This window comes from Microcoleus sp. Pol12B3, from assembly GCF_036701355.1.
Taxonomy (GTDB): domain Bacteria; phylum Cyanobacteriota; class Cyanobacteriia; order Cyanobacteriales; family Microcoleaceae; genus Microcoleus.
Genome location: NZ_JAUBQS010000057.1, coordinates 25,956 through 40,669, shown reverse-complemented (window position 1 = coordinate 40,669; position 14,714 = coordinate 25,956). Strand labels below are relative to the sequence as shown.

Here is a 14,714-nt window from a genome sequence, read left to right as displayed (position 1 = left end):
AGCAATCGTTTGGGGGTTTTGTGTTGCCGAATCTATCTTCCTTTCTCTCTGCTTAAATATCTGCGGAATGTGGGTTTTACCGCTATTTATGGACTTCCGCCGGAAAATGCCTAAAACCCTATCAGGGATTGAAACACAACAGCCCCCAAAATGCGAAAAGTCGGAAGTGCGAGCCGGAAAATGCCTAAAACCCTATCAGGGATTGAAACTAAACCACCTGCTCCCGTAGTCGCCCCAGTTGCAGCACCGCCGGAAAATGCCTAAAACCCTATCAGGGATTGAAACATCTCCTTGGGGTAGCTTGCCCGATATTTCAGGCCGGAAAATGCCTAAAACCCTATCAGGGATTGAAACCAATATCAAGAATGGTTACGGCGTTAACAAGTTGCCGGAAAATGCCTAAAACCCTATCAGGGATTGAAACTGCTTGGTGGTAGACTGATAGGAATTCCGGCGAAGCCGGAAAATGCCTAAAACCCTATCAGGGATTGAAACTCATCATAAGAATATCCAATCAAAAAACAACCTTTAGGCCGGAAAATGCCTAAAACCCTATCAGGGATTGAAACAATTGCGGACAGCTTAAAGGTGAAGAAAATCCTTCGCCGGAAAATGCCTAAAACCCTATCAGGGATTGAAACCAGCATCAACAGAGGGCATATTATAGCAAACCGCCGGAAAATGCCTAAAACCCTATCAGGGATTGAAACCTTATGACGGAACAGTTCGACGTGTCAAATTTGTGCCGGAAAATGCCTAAAACCCTATCAGGGATTGAAACATCCCGATCGCCCTTCACTTCGCCCTCCCCCGAAAAGCCGGAAAATGCCTAAAACCCTATCAGGGATTGAAACTAGAAACAACTATTTCTAAGCTCAATGCTAAAGGCGCCGGAAAATGCCTAAAACCCTATCAGGGATTGAAACTGGTGCTTTGCGCCTCCTGTGGTTTGGGGCTTCGGCCGGAAAATGCCTAAAACCCTATCAGGGATTGAAACGCGCCTCAAATCCTCGATAAGATTAGCTTGCAATTTGGCCGGAAAATGCCTAAAACCCTATCAGGGATTGAAACGCTTCAAAAGACGGAGACAACCGAGATAGACGAGCAGCGCCGGAAAATGCCTAAAACCCTATCAGGGATTGAAACTCGCTTGCAACCGGGATGAGTGATACCCGGTAAAGCCGGAAAATGCCTAAAACCCTATCAGGGATTGAAACAGAGAATCAGTAATACAGGTAATACTTTTGATAATATGCCGGAAAATGCCTAAAACCCTATCAGGGATTGAAACACGCTTCGTGTGCTTAACATGGTTCTTAGCCGAGTTGCCGGAAAATGCCTAAAACCCTATCAGGGATTGAAACAAAAAATATGATAAGGAGGATTAATGGGAATTACGCCGGAAAATGCCTAAAACCCTATCAGGGATTGAAACGAGGGCTTTTTTGAAGAAGCCGCGCAACTGGGGGGTGGGCCGGAAAATGCCTAAAACCCTATCAGGGATTGAAACGCCAAAAAACAGGCGGATGAGGACGAAATTGAGTTGAGCCGGAAAATGCCTAAAACCCTATCAGGGATTGAAACGAATTTATAGACGGCTACGCTAAAACAGAGGAAGGCCGGAAAATGCCTAAAACCCTATCAGGGATTGAAACCCATGCTTGTAGTTGTCACCACTTCGGGATTCAATTGGCCGGAAAATGCCTAAATCCCTATTTAAGGCTTGAAACAGAAGCGGGATGGGAAGATCAACGATCGCGCTCAGAAAGCCGGTTGTTTTGCGAGCATACTTCCGAACCCCCACAAACAGCAAAAAACCCGCCTTCTTTGATTTTGATGCCTAGTCCTCTTAATATCCTCAAAACTCAGCCACAATTAACCCCAAACCCTATCAAGGATTTTTTGTCACCCGATCGATCCAACTTGCATAAAATGATACCCGCGTGTCGCCGGAAATTTCCCCAAAACTGCCATTATCGTCAATTTTATCAATATCGCTGATGTTTGTTTTGAAAAATCCTCGATCGCTATAACCCCAAGAACTAATCCCCGCAATCTTCCCGTCAACAAACGAAGGCCCGCCGGAATCTCCGCTAGCCGTAGCTATCTCATTTGTCCCCAAACCGCGATCGCGCAACCTCGGAAAATGCCTCCCCAAAGCATCATGTTCGCTAGTTCCCGCGTCAAAATCAAAGATTAATTGACTTCCCAAAACCAATTCCGACATATCTGATTCTGTAGCATCTTTCAAAACATCAATTAAAGCATCATAGCGATTCTGTCCGCTATATCTTTTCGCCTCAGAATTAGAATTTTCATCTTGTCCCTTTGCACCTAAACCTATATACCCGTATCCAACTTTTGTCAATACTTTACCCACTTCATTTTTGTTTCTATTTATCTCGTACTGTTCTATCCTTGGCGGCGCCATCCTTTTCAGCTTTAAAATAGCAATATCGTTGCCAACTTCCGATTCGTAACCAGTCCAGTCCGGATGGATATAATATTTGCTAACGGGGATGCTAACTTCACCCCTAGGCAATTTAAAAATTGCTTTAATTGCCGTTTCAGCAGGAACCTTAACTCCGCCTTCATTCAGACAGTGGGCCGCCGTGAGAACGTAAAACCCTCCTGTTAGCAGCGAACCAGTACAGGAAGCCGAATCGAGATAGGCGACGCCTGTATATTGATTTAAAGCTAAAGGTTTGCGGGAACTGCTGTCAGGAAAAGCGCTAATTATCGATCGCCCAACTCCGGCAGTTTCTAAAACTAAAAATACCGTCACAACCGCGATTAATAATATTTTGATTCCTGACTTCATTTTTGATAGTGAATTGGTTGGAGAGCTAATCGAGACCTGACTTGTTCAATAAGTCGGGTCTCGCGACTATTTCGTTTGTTAGAATTAGCTTACTTATTGCAACATTTTACTTCGATAATTCGACATTAAGTTCGTTGACAACGCGGCGTTTTAGCGGGATTGATTTTTCACGGGGCAGCAAATCAAATACTTTCCGAAAAGCATCATCCACCTGTTCAAAAGGTATTTGTCCTTTCTCATTAAAAACTACTTTTCCCGATTGGTCGAGGATGAGAGTTTGAGGTACGAAACCTTCGTAATAATGGCTCGGTTCGGTGAGTTCCGGTGACGGTTGGGGAGGCAAAGAGTCAACTGTTATCGGCATAAAATCGGCTTCGCGACCGTAAAATTCCTGAAGTTGAGAGACGACGATCGCATATTGCTTGGAGTCGCTGCTGTCGTCAGTGTAAAACACTAATAATACGGGTTTATGGCGTTTGAAAGAATCTGCAAGCTTGACTTTAGGAGGAACTAGGGAACCGTTACCGGCGTAGAGGGCATAAATAGTGCCGTCGAAGCGATCGTCTGTGAGAGTTGCGAAGGCTGGTGGCGTGCCGGTTAGCAGTATCAAGCTAAGTGCGATCGCCACTGTTAAAAGACAGGCTGACAAGATTCGCTTCAGCAAGCCCAGGCCAGAAGCAGGAGTAACAAGTGAATTTTTGTTCTCAGGAAATATCATAGGTTGTTGGCAGTTGCTGTAAGGAAAGCGAAATCAAATGCAAAAACTTTCCTAATTGTATCAGCAACTGTATGCAAATGTTCCTGAGTAGGTTAACGTAGTTTCGGATAGAGTATGATAATTTGCTTGTTGTAGCGCTCGACACGGTGATTCTACTGATCCAAGAAAACTATTTGCGATCGGCTTTTCAGGAGTGGGCTGAAAGTGTCTGCGCCACAATAAAATTTATTTGTTGCACGCTGAGCTTCTAGCTTCTGAGAATGATGCAAGATGTTAAATCCAATTGATAATTAGAAACTGACAACTGGGAACTTATCACTAATGATAGCTTTGCTTGATACACTCCTCGCCCAAACGCCCGCTGCTGATGTTTCCGGGCCCGCTCAAATCAATCTGTTGCAAGCGATTGTTTTAGGAATTGTACAAGGATTAACCGAGTTTTTGCCCATCAGCAGCACCGCTCATTTAAAGGTAGTGCCGATCGCCCTAGGATGGGGCGATCCGGGGGTTGCTTATACTGCTGTAATTCAGTTGGGCAGCATTGTGGCAGTGCTTTGGTATTTCTGGAAAGACTTGACAACTATAACTTTGGGTGCTGTAGATGCCGTGATGCAGCGGGACTACAAATCCCAAGAGTTTCAAATAGCCCTGGGAATTGTTTTGGGAACAATACCCATACTCTTTTTTGGGCTGCTAATCAAGGCATTGCTTCCAGATTTCGATCACTCGCCGCTCAGGAGTTTGGCCAGCATCGCCATTGCTTCGATCGTCATGTCGCTGCTGTTAGCAATAGCAGAAAAAACTGGCAAGCGCAATCGCACTTATGAAAAGTTAACTGTCTTAGACGGCATTTTTATGGGATTAGCTCAAGCAATAGCTTTGATTCCGGGGTGTTCGCGATCGGGTTCCACTCTCACAGCAGGATTGTTCATGGGATTGGAAAGATCCGCCGCCGCGCGATTTTCTTTTTTATTGGGAATTCCCGCAATTACTCTGGCTGGATTAGTGGAATTGAAGGGTGCTTTAGGAGAAGGAATCAGCGATGCTGGAGTTGCAGCTTTGATAGTGGGAACAATTTCGGCATTTGTGTTTTCTTATTTGTCGATCGCGTGGCTGCTCAAGTTCCTGCAAACTCAAAACACCTGGGTGTTTGTGTGGTATCGGCTGGCATTTGGTGTGGCCATTTTAACAGCGATCGCAGGTGGGGGGCTGAGAAATATCTAAAACACGACTAACTTGAACCTAATTATCGCCCTTCTCAAGGGCAGTGAAGTATGTCCGGTAATGGGTAATCGGTAATAAGTAAGAAAGCAATCGCTCGCCCTAGCACCTTACTCACACTTTTTTGCCCTATATATGCCCTCAGATCTGCCACTTGAGAAGCATGAGAGTTTAAGGCTTTGACAAAAGGATATTCGGCTTTCAACGCTGTATTGTGACGATACATATTTTTTTGTTCCACACCTCGGTTGCCCATCCAAAAACGGACACATTTGTGGCGGACAAACTGAGCGGTTTTAATCGCTTCGTCTGCAGCGTATAGAGTTGTTTTTGCCTTAGCCTTAAACTCTAAAACTATCATTGACGTGGAAAAAAATTACCAGAAAGAATTGGTTTAAAGCCTCTCCGCGATCGGGAGAAATTAAAATAAAACTATTCATTACTCCAATCCTCTTCCTTCCAGGTACAGGTCGCTATCAACTGTCAACTGTCAACGGAAGTAATTATTGTAGTATAGAAAAGCCGTCAAGCTAAGAATGGGGCTTGTATGCTATTAATTTCGGTAACGCTAAAAGGAGAGTGGCTGTGAAAAAAGTAGCAGTATTTGGCAACGCTGGAGGCGGTAAATCAACTCTCAGCAAGAGATTATCGGACATCACTGGGTTGCCGCTTTACGTCTTGGACAAGATTAAATATCGATCGGGCGGCGTTGAGGTGTCACAGGAAGACTACAAGCACGCCCATCAGGAAATTTTGCAGACTGACAGATAGATTATTGACGGGTTTGGCTGCATGGAAACCGTCTGGCTGCGACTTGATGAGGCGGATACTCTGGTTTATGTAGATCTACCGCTATACGTGCATTTCTGGTTGATGACTAAACGAATTATCTCGGGTTACTTTAATTCGCCCGAAGGCTGGCCAGAAAATAGTCCAATATTCAAGGGTTCGACGATCGGTTACTGCGTGCTTTGGTTGTCTCACAAATATTTGACTCCCATGATATCGCGAATATATCGATCGGGCGCGAAGTAGCAAAAGTGTTGCTCACATCAGGTATACTGAACAGATTTCGCAATTTTTTGAGTATATTGAAAATGAGACCAAAATTAAAGATGGTGAACTGATATAATCAACTTAATGACTCAGTTACGGTTCACATTAATACGATTAATTTATGGAAGCCACACTAGAAGCTAAGTTGTGATGCCGATCGAGAGATGGCTGCAACTACCCGCCAAGCTGTACAGGAAAAAATTGCCAGCGATCGCACGTTAATATTTGCCTATCATTTTGGGTATCCGACATTTCCGCGCGCGATAGGGGTGGATTTGAGTGGCAACCTGTCTACTGGCAGTTTGAAAATTAATTCTACTTGCGGAAGTCATGCAAAGGTTATCTGCAGCTACTAACCTTTGCCGTTAGACAGTTTCATTGTAATCTATAATCGAGCAGTAAATTCTTGCTAAGAAATGATGTAGCTCGACGATAAAAAATTATGCAGCAACAGAATTGGCAACCACCAGAATATATCCAACTCAAGGGTCAATTTGTCACGCTGAAGCCCCTCGTTGCAACAAGAGATGTAGGTGAACTCTATTCGATCTCGCATGGCACTCCTGAAAAGCAAGCTGTGTGGAATTATCTGTTCTATGGTCCGTTTGAAAGTCCCTCTGCCATGCAATACTGGATGGAAAGAGAAATGATTGGTAAGTCCGATCCTTTGACTTGGACAGTCTTTGAAAACTCCAGTAATACTCAAGTGGGAATTGTCGCATTACTAGCGATCGTCCCCAATCACAGTCGAGCAGAAATCGGTCATGTGTGGTTTAGCCCTGCTGTACATAAAAGTAAAGTTAATACAGAGTCACAGTTTTTATTACTTCAGCATCTTTTTGACGGCCATTCATACCGTAGAGTTGAGTGGAAATGCGATGCACTTAATCATGCTAGCCGAACTACGGCCGCCAGAATGGGATTTCTCTATGAAGGGCGTTTCCGACAACATATGATTGTTCGTGGCAGAAATAGGGATACTGATTGGTTTGCAATGACAGACAAGGAGTGGGGACGCTGTAAAGTGAATTTTGAAAAGTGGCTTTACTCAAACGACAAACTCTCGTTGATGGAACTCAACAATGGCTGAAGTTAACTTAGAATTATGATGAGGAGTTCTGGCACTATAATATATAGCAGTTTTCAGCTATTGGTACAAAGAAACCGGGTTTGTGGAGTGTGCTTCATAAACTTGGAATCTGTTATATGCTACACCCACTATCACGATTCGGCTTTCGCCGACGCTAAGCGATGTCTACCGAAACATTAGTTAACTGGCTCGAAGAGAGGACGGAATTAGGCATATTATCCCGCGAGATTTTACAGGCGATCGCGGGTGAAATGGAAATGGCAACTTTTCCCGCCGGATTTCGAGTGGTAATTGAAGATACGCCTGTCACTAATCTCTATATTTTAGAACGGGGACAAGCCGATCGCTACCGCCGCAAACAACCGGGATTAATGTGGGCCAGTAGTTTGTTGCCGGGGGCGATCGTGAATTTATCGGCCCTCCAGCGATCGCAACCTGCAGATAGTCGAATTATAACTCGGACAGAATGTCAATTTTGGGTAATTAGTGCCGATCGCTGGCGTGGTTTGCTAGAAAGATATCCACGGATCGCCGAAGCCTACGCTCAACGTTTGGCGGCGAAATTAGAGCAGCTAGAAGCAGAAATTGCCTACGAACGAGAGCGTCAAAATGCCCTCCGCAGCTATCTAGTACCTAGGGCGAGACGGGGAGTCATTGGCAATAGTCGTTATGCAGTGAAATTGCGCCAACAAATTCGCACGGCATCGAGTGACAGCCGATCGGTATTAATCTCTGGCGAACCAGGTTTAGAAAAGGATAATTTAGCTGCTTTAATTCATTTCGGTTCCCATCGCCGCAACGAGCCAATTATTCAGATTAAAAGTGCTTTACTTCAGAGCAATGGAGCGGAATTATTCGGGCGGTTGGGCGGCAAACCGGGGCTGTTGGAATGGTTAGGAGAAGGGACGTTAATTTTAAATGACGTGCAAGAATTACCCGCTCAATTATGCCCCCAAATTCAGCAATTATTAACCGAGGGAACCTATACGCCAGTTGTCAAGGAAGGACAAATACCGCGACCACCGCGTTTTAGTAAGGCCCGGATAATTTTAATCTCAGAAATTGTGCAGCCCAAGCTCGATAAGCTGACACAACACAAGATTAAAGTTCCATCATTGCGGGTGCGAAAATCAGATTTAGAAGCACAGGTTAACTATTATCTCAACCTCATTTGTCGCAAAAAGAAATTAGTCAAGCCCCAAGTTACACCGGAAGCAATTCGCCGCTTACAAGCCTACGATTTTCCAGGGAATTTGCAGGAATTGCAGGGAATGGTCGAGCGCGCTTTAGTTCAAGCACAGGGGAGTCAGGTATTAACGGAAGAAGTGTTTTGGGCCCAGGCAGCAAAGAAACAAAAGTTTCGGCTGAATTTATTAAATATTTATCCAAAATTTCGGCAATTTTTACGGAGCGATTGGTATCCCGATCGCGTGAATTATTGGTTTACCACCTGGGTGTTTGCATTGGTGGTAATTATCCTGTTTGTTGCTCCCCAAGATCGACAACATAATTTTGCGCTAAATATCTTTTGGGCGTGGTGGTGGCCGTTAATTTTATTATTATTCCCCATCATCGGGCGATTGTGGTGTGCTTTTTGCCCTTTTATGATTTATGGGGAAATCGTCCAAAAACTATCTCTGAAAATTTTTCCTCGAACTCTCAATAAATGGCCGCGCCAACAAGCCGAAAAATGGGGCGGTTGGTTTCTCTTTGGACTATTTACCCTAATATTTCTGTGGGAAGAGTTGTGGGATTTAGAAAATACGGCTTATTTGTCCAGTTGTTTGTTGTTGCTCATCACCGCCGGAGCGGTAATTTTTTCCCTAATCTTCGAGAGGCGATTTTGGTGTCGTTACTTATGCCCGATTGGGGGAATGAATGGATTATTTGCTAAACTCTCAATTATCGAACTGCGCGCCCAACAAGGAACCTGCGCGGCGGAATGCAGCACCTACCAATGTTACAAAGGCGGCCCCGGCTTGGGGGAAGGATTAACTACTAATGGCTGTCCGATTTATTCCCATCCCGCCCAATTAACCGATAATAAAGATTGCGTGTTGTGCATGACTTGCTTGAAAGCCTGTCCGCATCGATCGGTAGAATTAAATCTGCGCCCTCCCGGCATCGAATTATGGACTACCCACGTTCCTCACAGTTATGAAGTTGCCCTGTTATTTCTATTATTAGGCGGTATTTATCTGCATCGCTTGCCGGAGATAAATGATTTATTAGGGCTAGGCATTAATTTAGACCAGTTTTTACCTCATTTAGGACTCTCGATCGCAGTGTTAATGATTCCGCCGATGATTCCCCTAATTGCCTACGCAATCATGCAGGCAATTTATCGATTGGGACAAGCAGAAACCATGCCATTTACAGCCTACAAACCCCTCTCATTTGTCTCTCTCGCCTACGGTTATTTACCCTTAGTCTGGGGCGGTAGTTTGGCTCACTATTGGCGATTGGGTTTGCAGGAAGGCGGTCGAGTGATTCCCGTAACTTTTGCCACTTTCGGACAAATTAGAGATGATTTGCCGATTTTTATCGGCGATCCGGCGGTGATTAGCTTCTTGCAAGGTTTAACTTTGATTGTATCATTATTAGTCACAATATTTGTGACTCAAAAAATTGCCAAGCGCTCGATTAAATCTTTGATTCCACAGCATTTAGCGAGTTTGTGCCTGATGGTGAGTTTGTGGTATGCGATCGTAGGAACCTGAGAGGGAGTATGCGCGATACATTACTTTGAGTTTTAATTTTTTACTGGCTCTGACCAATTTAAGAGCAGGCTTCTTGCTGACAGGTACAGCAAAACACCATTAAAAAAGTGCCAGAGGAAATGAGTCCCTGGTGAAAACAAAGGCCAAATTGCCCGATCGCCAAATTCAGCCTAGACAAGTTAAACTGTAAACATTCTCCGCTAGCCACATCCTAAACTATGACCGCACATCAGGAATCCATCATCGACCAGTTCACTCGTCAAGCAATTCCATTCTCTAAATTGTACGCTCACACAAATCAAGAGTCTCTGTACCTGCTGAGAGAAATGGCGAGTGTATCTGACAAAGACACTGTTCTAGATGTTGCTTGCGGTTCAGGTATTGTTAGCTGTGCTTTTGCGGAAGTTGCCAGTCACGTTACGGGTATTGATATCACACCAGCGATGCTCGAACAAGCCCAGATTCTGGCGCAACAGAAAAACTTGATTAATCTGTCCTGGCAACAAGGAGATATTGAAACACTACCATTTCCCGATGCTACTTTTTCTATTGTTCTGAGTCGTTACGCTTTCCATCATTTTTTGCAGCCAGATGTTGTTCTATCAGAGATGGTTCGCGTATGTCGTCCAGGTGGTCGAATCCTGATTGCTGATGTTGCTTTGCCAGCGGATAAAGTGAATGCTTATGACCGGATTGAGAAGTTGCGCGATCCCTCTCATACTCGCGCCTTGACTCTGGAAGAGTTTCCAAAACTAGTCGCAGATGCCAATCTTCAAAATGTTAAATTGGCTTTTTACAAGGTAGAACTTGGGCTAGAACAACAGTTAGCTGCTTCTTTTCCCAACCCCGGCGATGACCAGAAAATTAGAGAAATTTTTAGAGAGGATATTGGTGTTGACAGTCTCGGAATTGGCGCGCATTTCCAAGGCGAGGAGATTTATTATGCGGTTCCAATCGCTGTCATCGTTGGCGATAAAATAGCCTAAGTTTTATAAACTCAAAACAAGTGTAACAGAGTCCCATAAATAACAAAAACTAATAACAAATAACTAATAAATATGAGCGATTTATCAACCAGACCCGCCCTAATCACCAAAGTCATCCCCGACAGCATCTGCGCTGAAATGGGATTTGAACCAGGAGACTCAATCGTCGCCGTCAACGGTCAAAAACCCCGCGATTTAATTGACTATCAATTTCTGTGCGCCGATGAATTTCTAGAATTAGAAGTATTAGACAGTAAAGGCAAAACCCATAAGTTAGAAATAGAAAAAGATTATGACGAAGACTTGGGAGTGGAATTTGAAACCGCCCTATTTGATGGACTAATTCAGTGCAACAATCGCTGCCCTTTTTGCTTTATCGACCAACAGCCTCCGGGGAAGCGGGAAACTCTGTATCTTAAAGATGATGACTACCGCCTCAGCTTCCTTTACGGTAGCTATCTCACTCTGACAAATCTGACTCAAAAAGAGTGGGACAGAATCGAACAAATGCGGCTTTCTCCTCTCTATGTTTCCGTGCACGCTACGGAACCGGAAGTGCGAATTAGGCTGTTAAAAAATCTCCGCGCTGGGAAGATTCTCGAACAAATCAAATGGTTTCAAGAACGCCGCTTGCAAATTCACGCTCAAGTAGTTGTTTGTCCCGGTATTAATGATGGCGAACATTTAGAACGCACTTTGTTAGATTTGGCAAAGTTTCATACCGGAAATATTCCTGCTGTAGCATCGGTGGCTGTCGTGCCAGTGGGTTTAACTCGCTTTCGCCCTCCAGAAGATGAATTAATCGCAGTAACTGCGGAAAAAGCGCGAGAAGTAATCGAACAAGTACAGAAAATTCAAGTGCTTTTGAGTCAAGGAAAAGGTGGCGGAAAACCTAAAAAGCATAATTCAAAATCGCGGTGCATTTGGCTGGCTGACGAGTGGTTTTTAATAGCTGGTTTAGATTTGCCGTCGGCTGCAGATTACGAAGATTATCCACAAATCGGTAACGGTGTCGGTTCTATCCGCCAGTTTATCCAGCAGTTTGAAACGGCTTTTGAGAAGCTACAACCGATGCAAGTCGAGCCTGCGCGAAAGTTAGTTTGGGTGGTGGGGAATGCTGTCGAAAAAGCTTTTGAGCCGATCGTACAACAACTAAACCAAATTCCCGGCTTGTCCGTCAACATGGCAGCACTGTGCAGCCACTACTGGGGACAAACTATCACTGTTACGGGTTTGCTCACCGGGCAAGATTTACTCGAAGCTTTGCAGGGGCGAGACTTGGGAGATGGTATCCTGCTGCCGTCGGTGATGCTAAAACAGGGGGAACCGCGTTTTCTAGACGACATGACCCTAGAACAGCTCGCCAGCTCGCTGAAAACCCGGATTTTGCCGGTGAGCGGAGTAGAGGAACTAATCTCGGCGGCGATCGGTCTGGCAAATGCTGAAGTTAAATTCTAAATTTTGAATCGAACATTCAAAAGTTAAGATGAGTATGGTAATTGTGACTTGTAACCGTCGAGTTCAGGCTACAGACTAGAAACTTGAGACCTCAATCTTCCTCTAAAATTGTCTCTAGGATTGCAGAGTAATTAAAAAATTATGCGTGTTTTTCGTCAAATCATCGTAGTCGGAGTAGGCGCTGCAATTACTTTCAGCAACGCCGCACAGAGTGCTTCAGCACAGCCTCCGGCTCAATCTCAGGACAGTTTGGCCCTTAGCAATCAGCTCGAATTAGGACAGAATGTTCGATCGACCTCGAACACAGCGGCAGAATCAGCATCAGAGGCCCAAGAGTCGATCGCCCTTAACCCTCAAACCTCAAAGTCTCAGCAGCCAGGGGGAGCCAAGATCGCATCAACTCCCCCAACCGGGCCCGAGCAAGCATCAAAGCCTCAACAGGCTGCTCAGGCTTCCCCATCTACTCTGTCTCAGGGCGGTTCGACACTTCTAAGAGGGTTGGAACCGAAAGACGCTCAGCAGTCTTCTCCGAACCCTCCCAACAATATTCCTGTGCCCAATTCCCCGGTACCTATTCTCCGGGGCACTCCCAACGAAAGTTTCCCCCCTGTGCCTCCGAGGGGCATCCTAGACACCAAGCCTCCGGCTTCCCTGGAACCCAACCCTAATCCACTGCTGTTTCCGACAAGCCCGGAGGATGTCAGGATCGAGCAAACTGAGTCAATTACCTTGCAGCAGGCGATCGACCTCGCCCGCCGCAACAGCCAAGTTTTGCAAATCGCCGGACAGCAAGTGGAACAAAGCAGAGCAGCTTTGCGCGAACAGCAAGCTGCTCTTTATCCAGACCTGAATTTTCAAATGGACGCCAGCCGTTCTGTGAGTGCCGGCGGAGAACTCGGAATCCGGGCTGGGCAGCGTCGCCTCAACGCTCTGGCTAACCGAACCGGGCAGCCCGCCGAGCAAGCCGGCACAAATTTCGGCAGCAACAGTCTTAATAGCACTTTGCAGTTGAGCTATGACGTAGATTTGTTCGGAAGACGGCGCGCTAACATCCGCGCTGCAGAGGAACAGTTGCGCCTTCGGGAACTGGATGTGGAACGCCAAGCCGAGGAACTCCGCTTTGACACTGCTGAGGCTTACTACAACTTGCAAAACGCGGACGGGCAAGTTGCCATCCGCCAAGCTTCGGTGAGAAATGCCCAGCAAAGTTTGCGGGATGCCGAAGCCCTGGAACGGGCAGGGGTCGGAACCCGGTTTGCTGTGTTGCAGGCTCAGGCAAATTTGGCTAACGAAGTGCAACAACTGTCAGTAGCCCGTCGCGATCAGCGAGTTGCCCAGCGGCGTCTGGCTGAAATTTTGAATGTCAGCCAGTCGGCGAACTTGACAGCGGCGGACCCGGTAGAGCAAGCGGGGTCTTGGAGGCTGTCTTTGGAAGAGAGTATCGTGCAGGCTTTTAAGAATCGCCCCGAGTTGGAACAGCAGTTGGTGCAGAGGGATATCAGCAAGCAGCAGAGGCGATCGATTCAGGCGGGGCGTTTGCCTCAACTGAGTGTTGGGGGTAGTTACAACGTGCTGGGACAAGACCCTGATAACCCCGATCCGTATACTGCTCGCGGCTGGGCCGATGGTTATTCGATCCGGGCGAGTCTGACTTGGAGTATCTTCGACGGGGGCGCGGCGAACGCGAGGGTGAGACAGCGGGATGCTGATATTACGATCGCCGAAAGTCGATTTGACCAACTCCGCAACCAAGTGCGCCGGGAAGTGGAACAAGCTTATTTTGGCTTGGAATCGAGTTTTGAGAATATCGAAACTTCAGAGGCAGGGGTTTTGCAGTCGAGGGAAGCTCTGCGTTTGGCCAGACTGCGCTTTCAAGCTGGTGTGGGTACTCAGACGGATGTGATTCAGGCGGAAACTGATTTGACTAGGGCTGAGAGAAACCGATTGTCGGCCATTGTCACCTATAACCTGGGTCTTTCGTCTCTCCAGCGCGCTGTGAGCAATCTTCCGACTAATAACCTTTCGGATGCTCCTTGAGATTGAGTTGGGGCGAGCTTTAATTACCAGATCAATTGGACATCCTGTATTAAACGTCCGACACATTAGTTAATATTTTGTAATAGAGTTCCATGTCAACTGCGTTAAGGGATCGGCAATGGCCAATATCAAGTTTGTGAAGGAAAATCAGGAAGTCATCGCAGCAGACGGAGCCAATTTGAGGCTCAAAGCTCTAGAAAACCGCATCGATTTGTACACATTTTCGGGAAAGATGATGAATTGCGGGGGCTACGGTCAATGCGGCACCTGCATTGTGGAAATTGTAGAGGGCAGTGAAAATCTGTCGCCCCGCACTGACTTTGAGAACCGCAAGCTCAAGAAAAAGCCCGAAAACTATCGGTTGGCTTGTCAAGCTACGGTTAATGGCGAGGTCAGCGTCAAGACTAAACCGTGACTTCAGAGGGCAGAAGGCTAGAGATGCTAGAGATAGAGAAGGAAAGAAAAATGCAGAATGCAATAATTTTGTTTTTTTTTCCTATTTCACTGTATAATCACGCATTTTGCCGATCTAGGAAAAGAAACTTGGTTTCTAGGACAAATAAGAGATTGGGCAGCAAGGCATCCAGCCAGAAAGAGGGTTTCGACG

General features: G+C 45.9%; 13 protein-coding genes and 1 CRISPR repeat array. Of the genes, 10 read left to right on the top strand and 3 right to left on the bottom strand.

Translation table 11 applies throughout. The features are described 5' to 3' along the window. Positions 1–98: 98 nt before the first annotated feature. Positions 99–1,655: direct repeats of the CRISPR family, unit length 37 nt; unit sequence GCCGGAAAATGCCTAAAACCCTATCAGGGATTGAAAC. A gap of 236 nt (positions 1,656–1,891) precedes the next feature. After that, entirely contained in the window at positions 1,892–2,821 is a 930-nt protein-coding gene (locus QUA53_RS22975) for a S1 family peptidase (RefSeq protein ID WP_333099966.1), read from the bottom strand. A gap of 106 nt (positions 2,822–2,927) precedes the next feature. Further along, positions 2,928–3,539 (bottom strand): thylakoid membrane photosystem I accumulation factor, encoded by a 612-nt coding sequence (locus QUA53_RS22970; RefSeq protein WP_333074377.1) that lies wholly within the window; start codon positions 3,537–3,539, stop codon positions 2,928–2,930. Between the two features lie 321 nt (positions 3,540–3,860). Between QUA53_RS22970 and QUA53_RS22965 the strand changes: the two genes are divergently transcribed. Beyond that, positions 3,861–4,763, top strand: coding sequence for an undecaprenyl-diphosphate phosphatase (locus tag QUA53_RS22965; protein ID WP_333099965.1), 903 nt, complete (start codon positions 3,861–3,863; stop codon positions 4,761–4,763). 34 nt (positions 4,764–4,797) lie between these two features. Here QUA53_RS22965 and QUA53_RS22960 read toward each other — a convergent pair whose 3' ends face one another. Continuing rightward, positions 4,798–5,121, bottom strand: a complete 324-nt coding sequence (locus QUA53_RS22960) for a hypothetical protein (RefSeq protein ID WP_333099964.1) — start codon at positions 5,119–5,121, stop codon at positions 4,798–4,800. 224 nt (positions 5,122–5,345) lie between these two features. Here QUA53_RS22960 and QUA53_RS22955 point away from each other — a divergent pair, with 224 nt between their 5' ends. From QUA53_RS22955 to QUA53_RS22915, 9 genes are all read left to right on the top strand, one after another. After that, positions 5,346–5,531 carry a hypothetical protein gene (locus QUA53_RS22955; protein ID WP_333099962.1) on the top strand — a complete coding sequence of 62 codons (186 nt, stop codon included), beginning with the start codon at positions 5,346–5,348 and terminating at the stop codon, positions 5,529–5,531. 21 nt (positions 5,532–5,552) lie between these two features. After that, positions 5,553–5,795 carry a hypothetical protein gene (locus QUA53_RS22950; protein WP_333099961.1) on the top strand — a complete coding sequence of 81 codons (243 nt, stop codon included), beginning with the start codon at positions 5,553–5,555 and terminating at the stop codon, positions 5,793–5,795. A gap of 185 nt (positions 5,796–5,980) precedes the next feature. Continuing rightward, positions 5,981–6,172 (top strand): hypothetical protein, encoded by a 192-nt coding sequence (locus QUA53_RS22945; RefSeq protein WP_333099960.1) that lies wholly within the window; start codon positions 5,981–5,983, stop codon positions 6,170–6,172. Between the two features lie 86 nt (positions 6,173–6,258). After that, the gene (locus QUA53_RS22940) at positions 6,259–6,906 is read left to right on the top strand and encodes a GNAT family protein (protein ID WP_333099958.1); all 648 of its coding nucleotides are present in this window, start codon (positions 6,259–6,261) and stop codon (positions 6,904–6,906) included. 161 nt (positions 6,907–7,067) lie between these two features. Next, complete coding sequence (locus tag QUA53_RS22935) at positions 7,068–9,626, top strand: sigma 54-interacting transcriptional regulator (RefSeq protein ID WP_333099957.1); 2,559 nt, start codon at positions 7,068–7,070, stop codon at positions 9,624–9,626. A gap of 218 nt (positions 9,627–9,844) precedes the next feature. Next, a complete protein-coding gene (locus tag QUA53_RS22930; RefSeq protein WP_333099956.1) occupies positions 9,845–10,612 on the top strand; it encodes a methyltransferase domain-containing protein in 768 nt (255 codons plus the stop codon). Positions 10,613–10,684: 72 nt separating this feature from the next. Then, positions 10,685–12,070 carry a TIGR03279 family radical SAM protein gene (locus QUA53_RS22925; RefSeq protein ID WP_333099955.1) on the top strand — a complete coding sequence of 462 codons (1,386 nt, stop codon included), beginning with the start codon at positions 10,685–10,687 and terminating at the stop codon, positions 12,068–12,070. 141 nt (positions 12,071–12,211) lie between these two features. Next, positions 12,212–14,107 (top strand): TolC family protein, encoded by a 1,896-nt coding sequence (locus QUA53_RS22920; RefSeq protein ID WP_333099953.1) that lies wholly within the window; start codon positions 12,212–12,214, stop codon positions 14,105–14,107. Positions 14,108–14,225: 118 nt separating this feature from the next. Continuing rightward, positions 14,226–14,522, top strand: a complete 297-nt coding sequence (locus QUA53_RS22915; RefSeq protein WP_333099952.1) for a 2Fe-2S iron-sulfur cluster-binding protein — start codon at positions 14,226–14,228, stop codon at positions 14,520–14,522. The last annotated feature ends 192 nt before the right edge of the window (positions 14,523–14,714 follow it).

Excerpts from the sequence above, each read along its gene's own strand:
- QUA53_RS22960 (WP_333099964.1), bottom strand. The coding sequence starts at position 5,121 with ATGATAGTTTTAGAGTTTAAGGCTAAGGCAAAAACAACTCTATACGCT.
- QUA53_RS22945 (WP_333099960.1), top strand. The coding sequence starts at position 5,981 with ATGGCTGCAACTACCCGCCAAGCTGTACAGGAAAAAATTGCCAGCGAT.
- QUA53_RS22935 (WP_333099957.1), top strand. The coding sequence starts at position 7,068 with ATGTCTACCGAAACATTAGTTAACTGGCTCGAAGAGAGGACGGAATTA.
- QUA53_RS22975 (WP_333099966.1), bottom strand. The coding sequence starts at position 2,821 with ATGAAGTCAGGAATCAAAATATTATTAATCGCGGTTGTGACGGTATTT.
- QUA53_RS22950 (WP_333099961.1), top strand. The coding sequence starts at position 5,553 with ATGGAAACCGTCTGGCTGCGACTTGATGAGGCGGATACTCTGGTTTAT.
- QUA53_RS22930 (WP_333099956.1), top strand. The coding sequence starts at position 9,845 with ATGACCGCACATCAGGAATCCATCATCGACCAGTTCACTCGTCAAGCA.
- QUA53_RS22925 (WP_333099955.1), top strand. The coding sequence starts at position 10,685 with ATGAGCGATTTATCAACCAGACCCGCCCTAATCACCAAAGTCATCCCC.
- QUA53_RS22970 (WP_333074377.1), bottom strand. The coding sequence starts at position 3,539 with ATGATATTTCCTGAGAACAAAAATTCACTTGTTACTCCTGCTTCTGGC.
- QUA53_RS22940 (WP_333099958.1), top strand. The coding sequence starts at position 6,259 with ATGCAGCAACAGAATTGGCAACCACCAGAATATATCCAACTCAAGGGT.
- QUA53_RS22915 (WP_333099952.1), top strand. The coding sequence starts at position 14,226 with ATGGCCAATATCAAGTTTGTGAAGGAAAATCAGGAAGTCATCGCAGCA.
- QUA53_RS22920 (WP_333099953.1), top strand. The coding sequence starts at position 12,212 with ATGCGTGTTTTTCGTCAAATCATCGTAGTCGGAGTAGGCGCTGCAATT.
- QUA53_RS22965 (WP_333099965.1), top strand. The coding sequence starts at position 3,861 with ATGATAGCTTTGCTTGATACACTCCTCGCCCAAACGCCCGCTGCTGAT.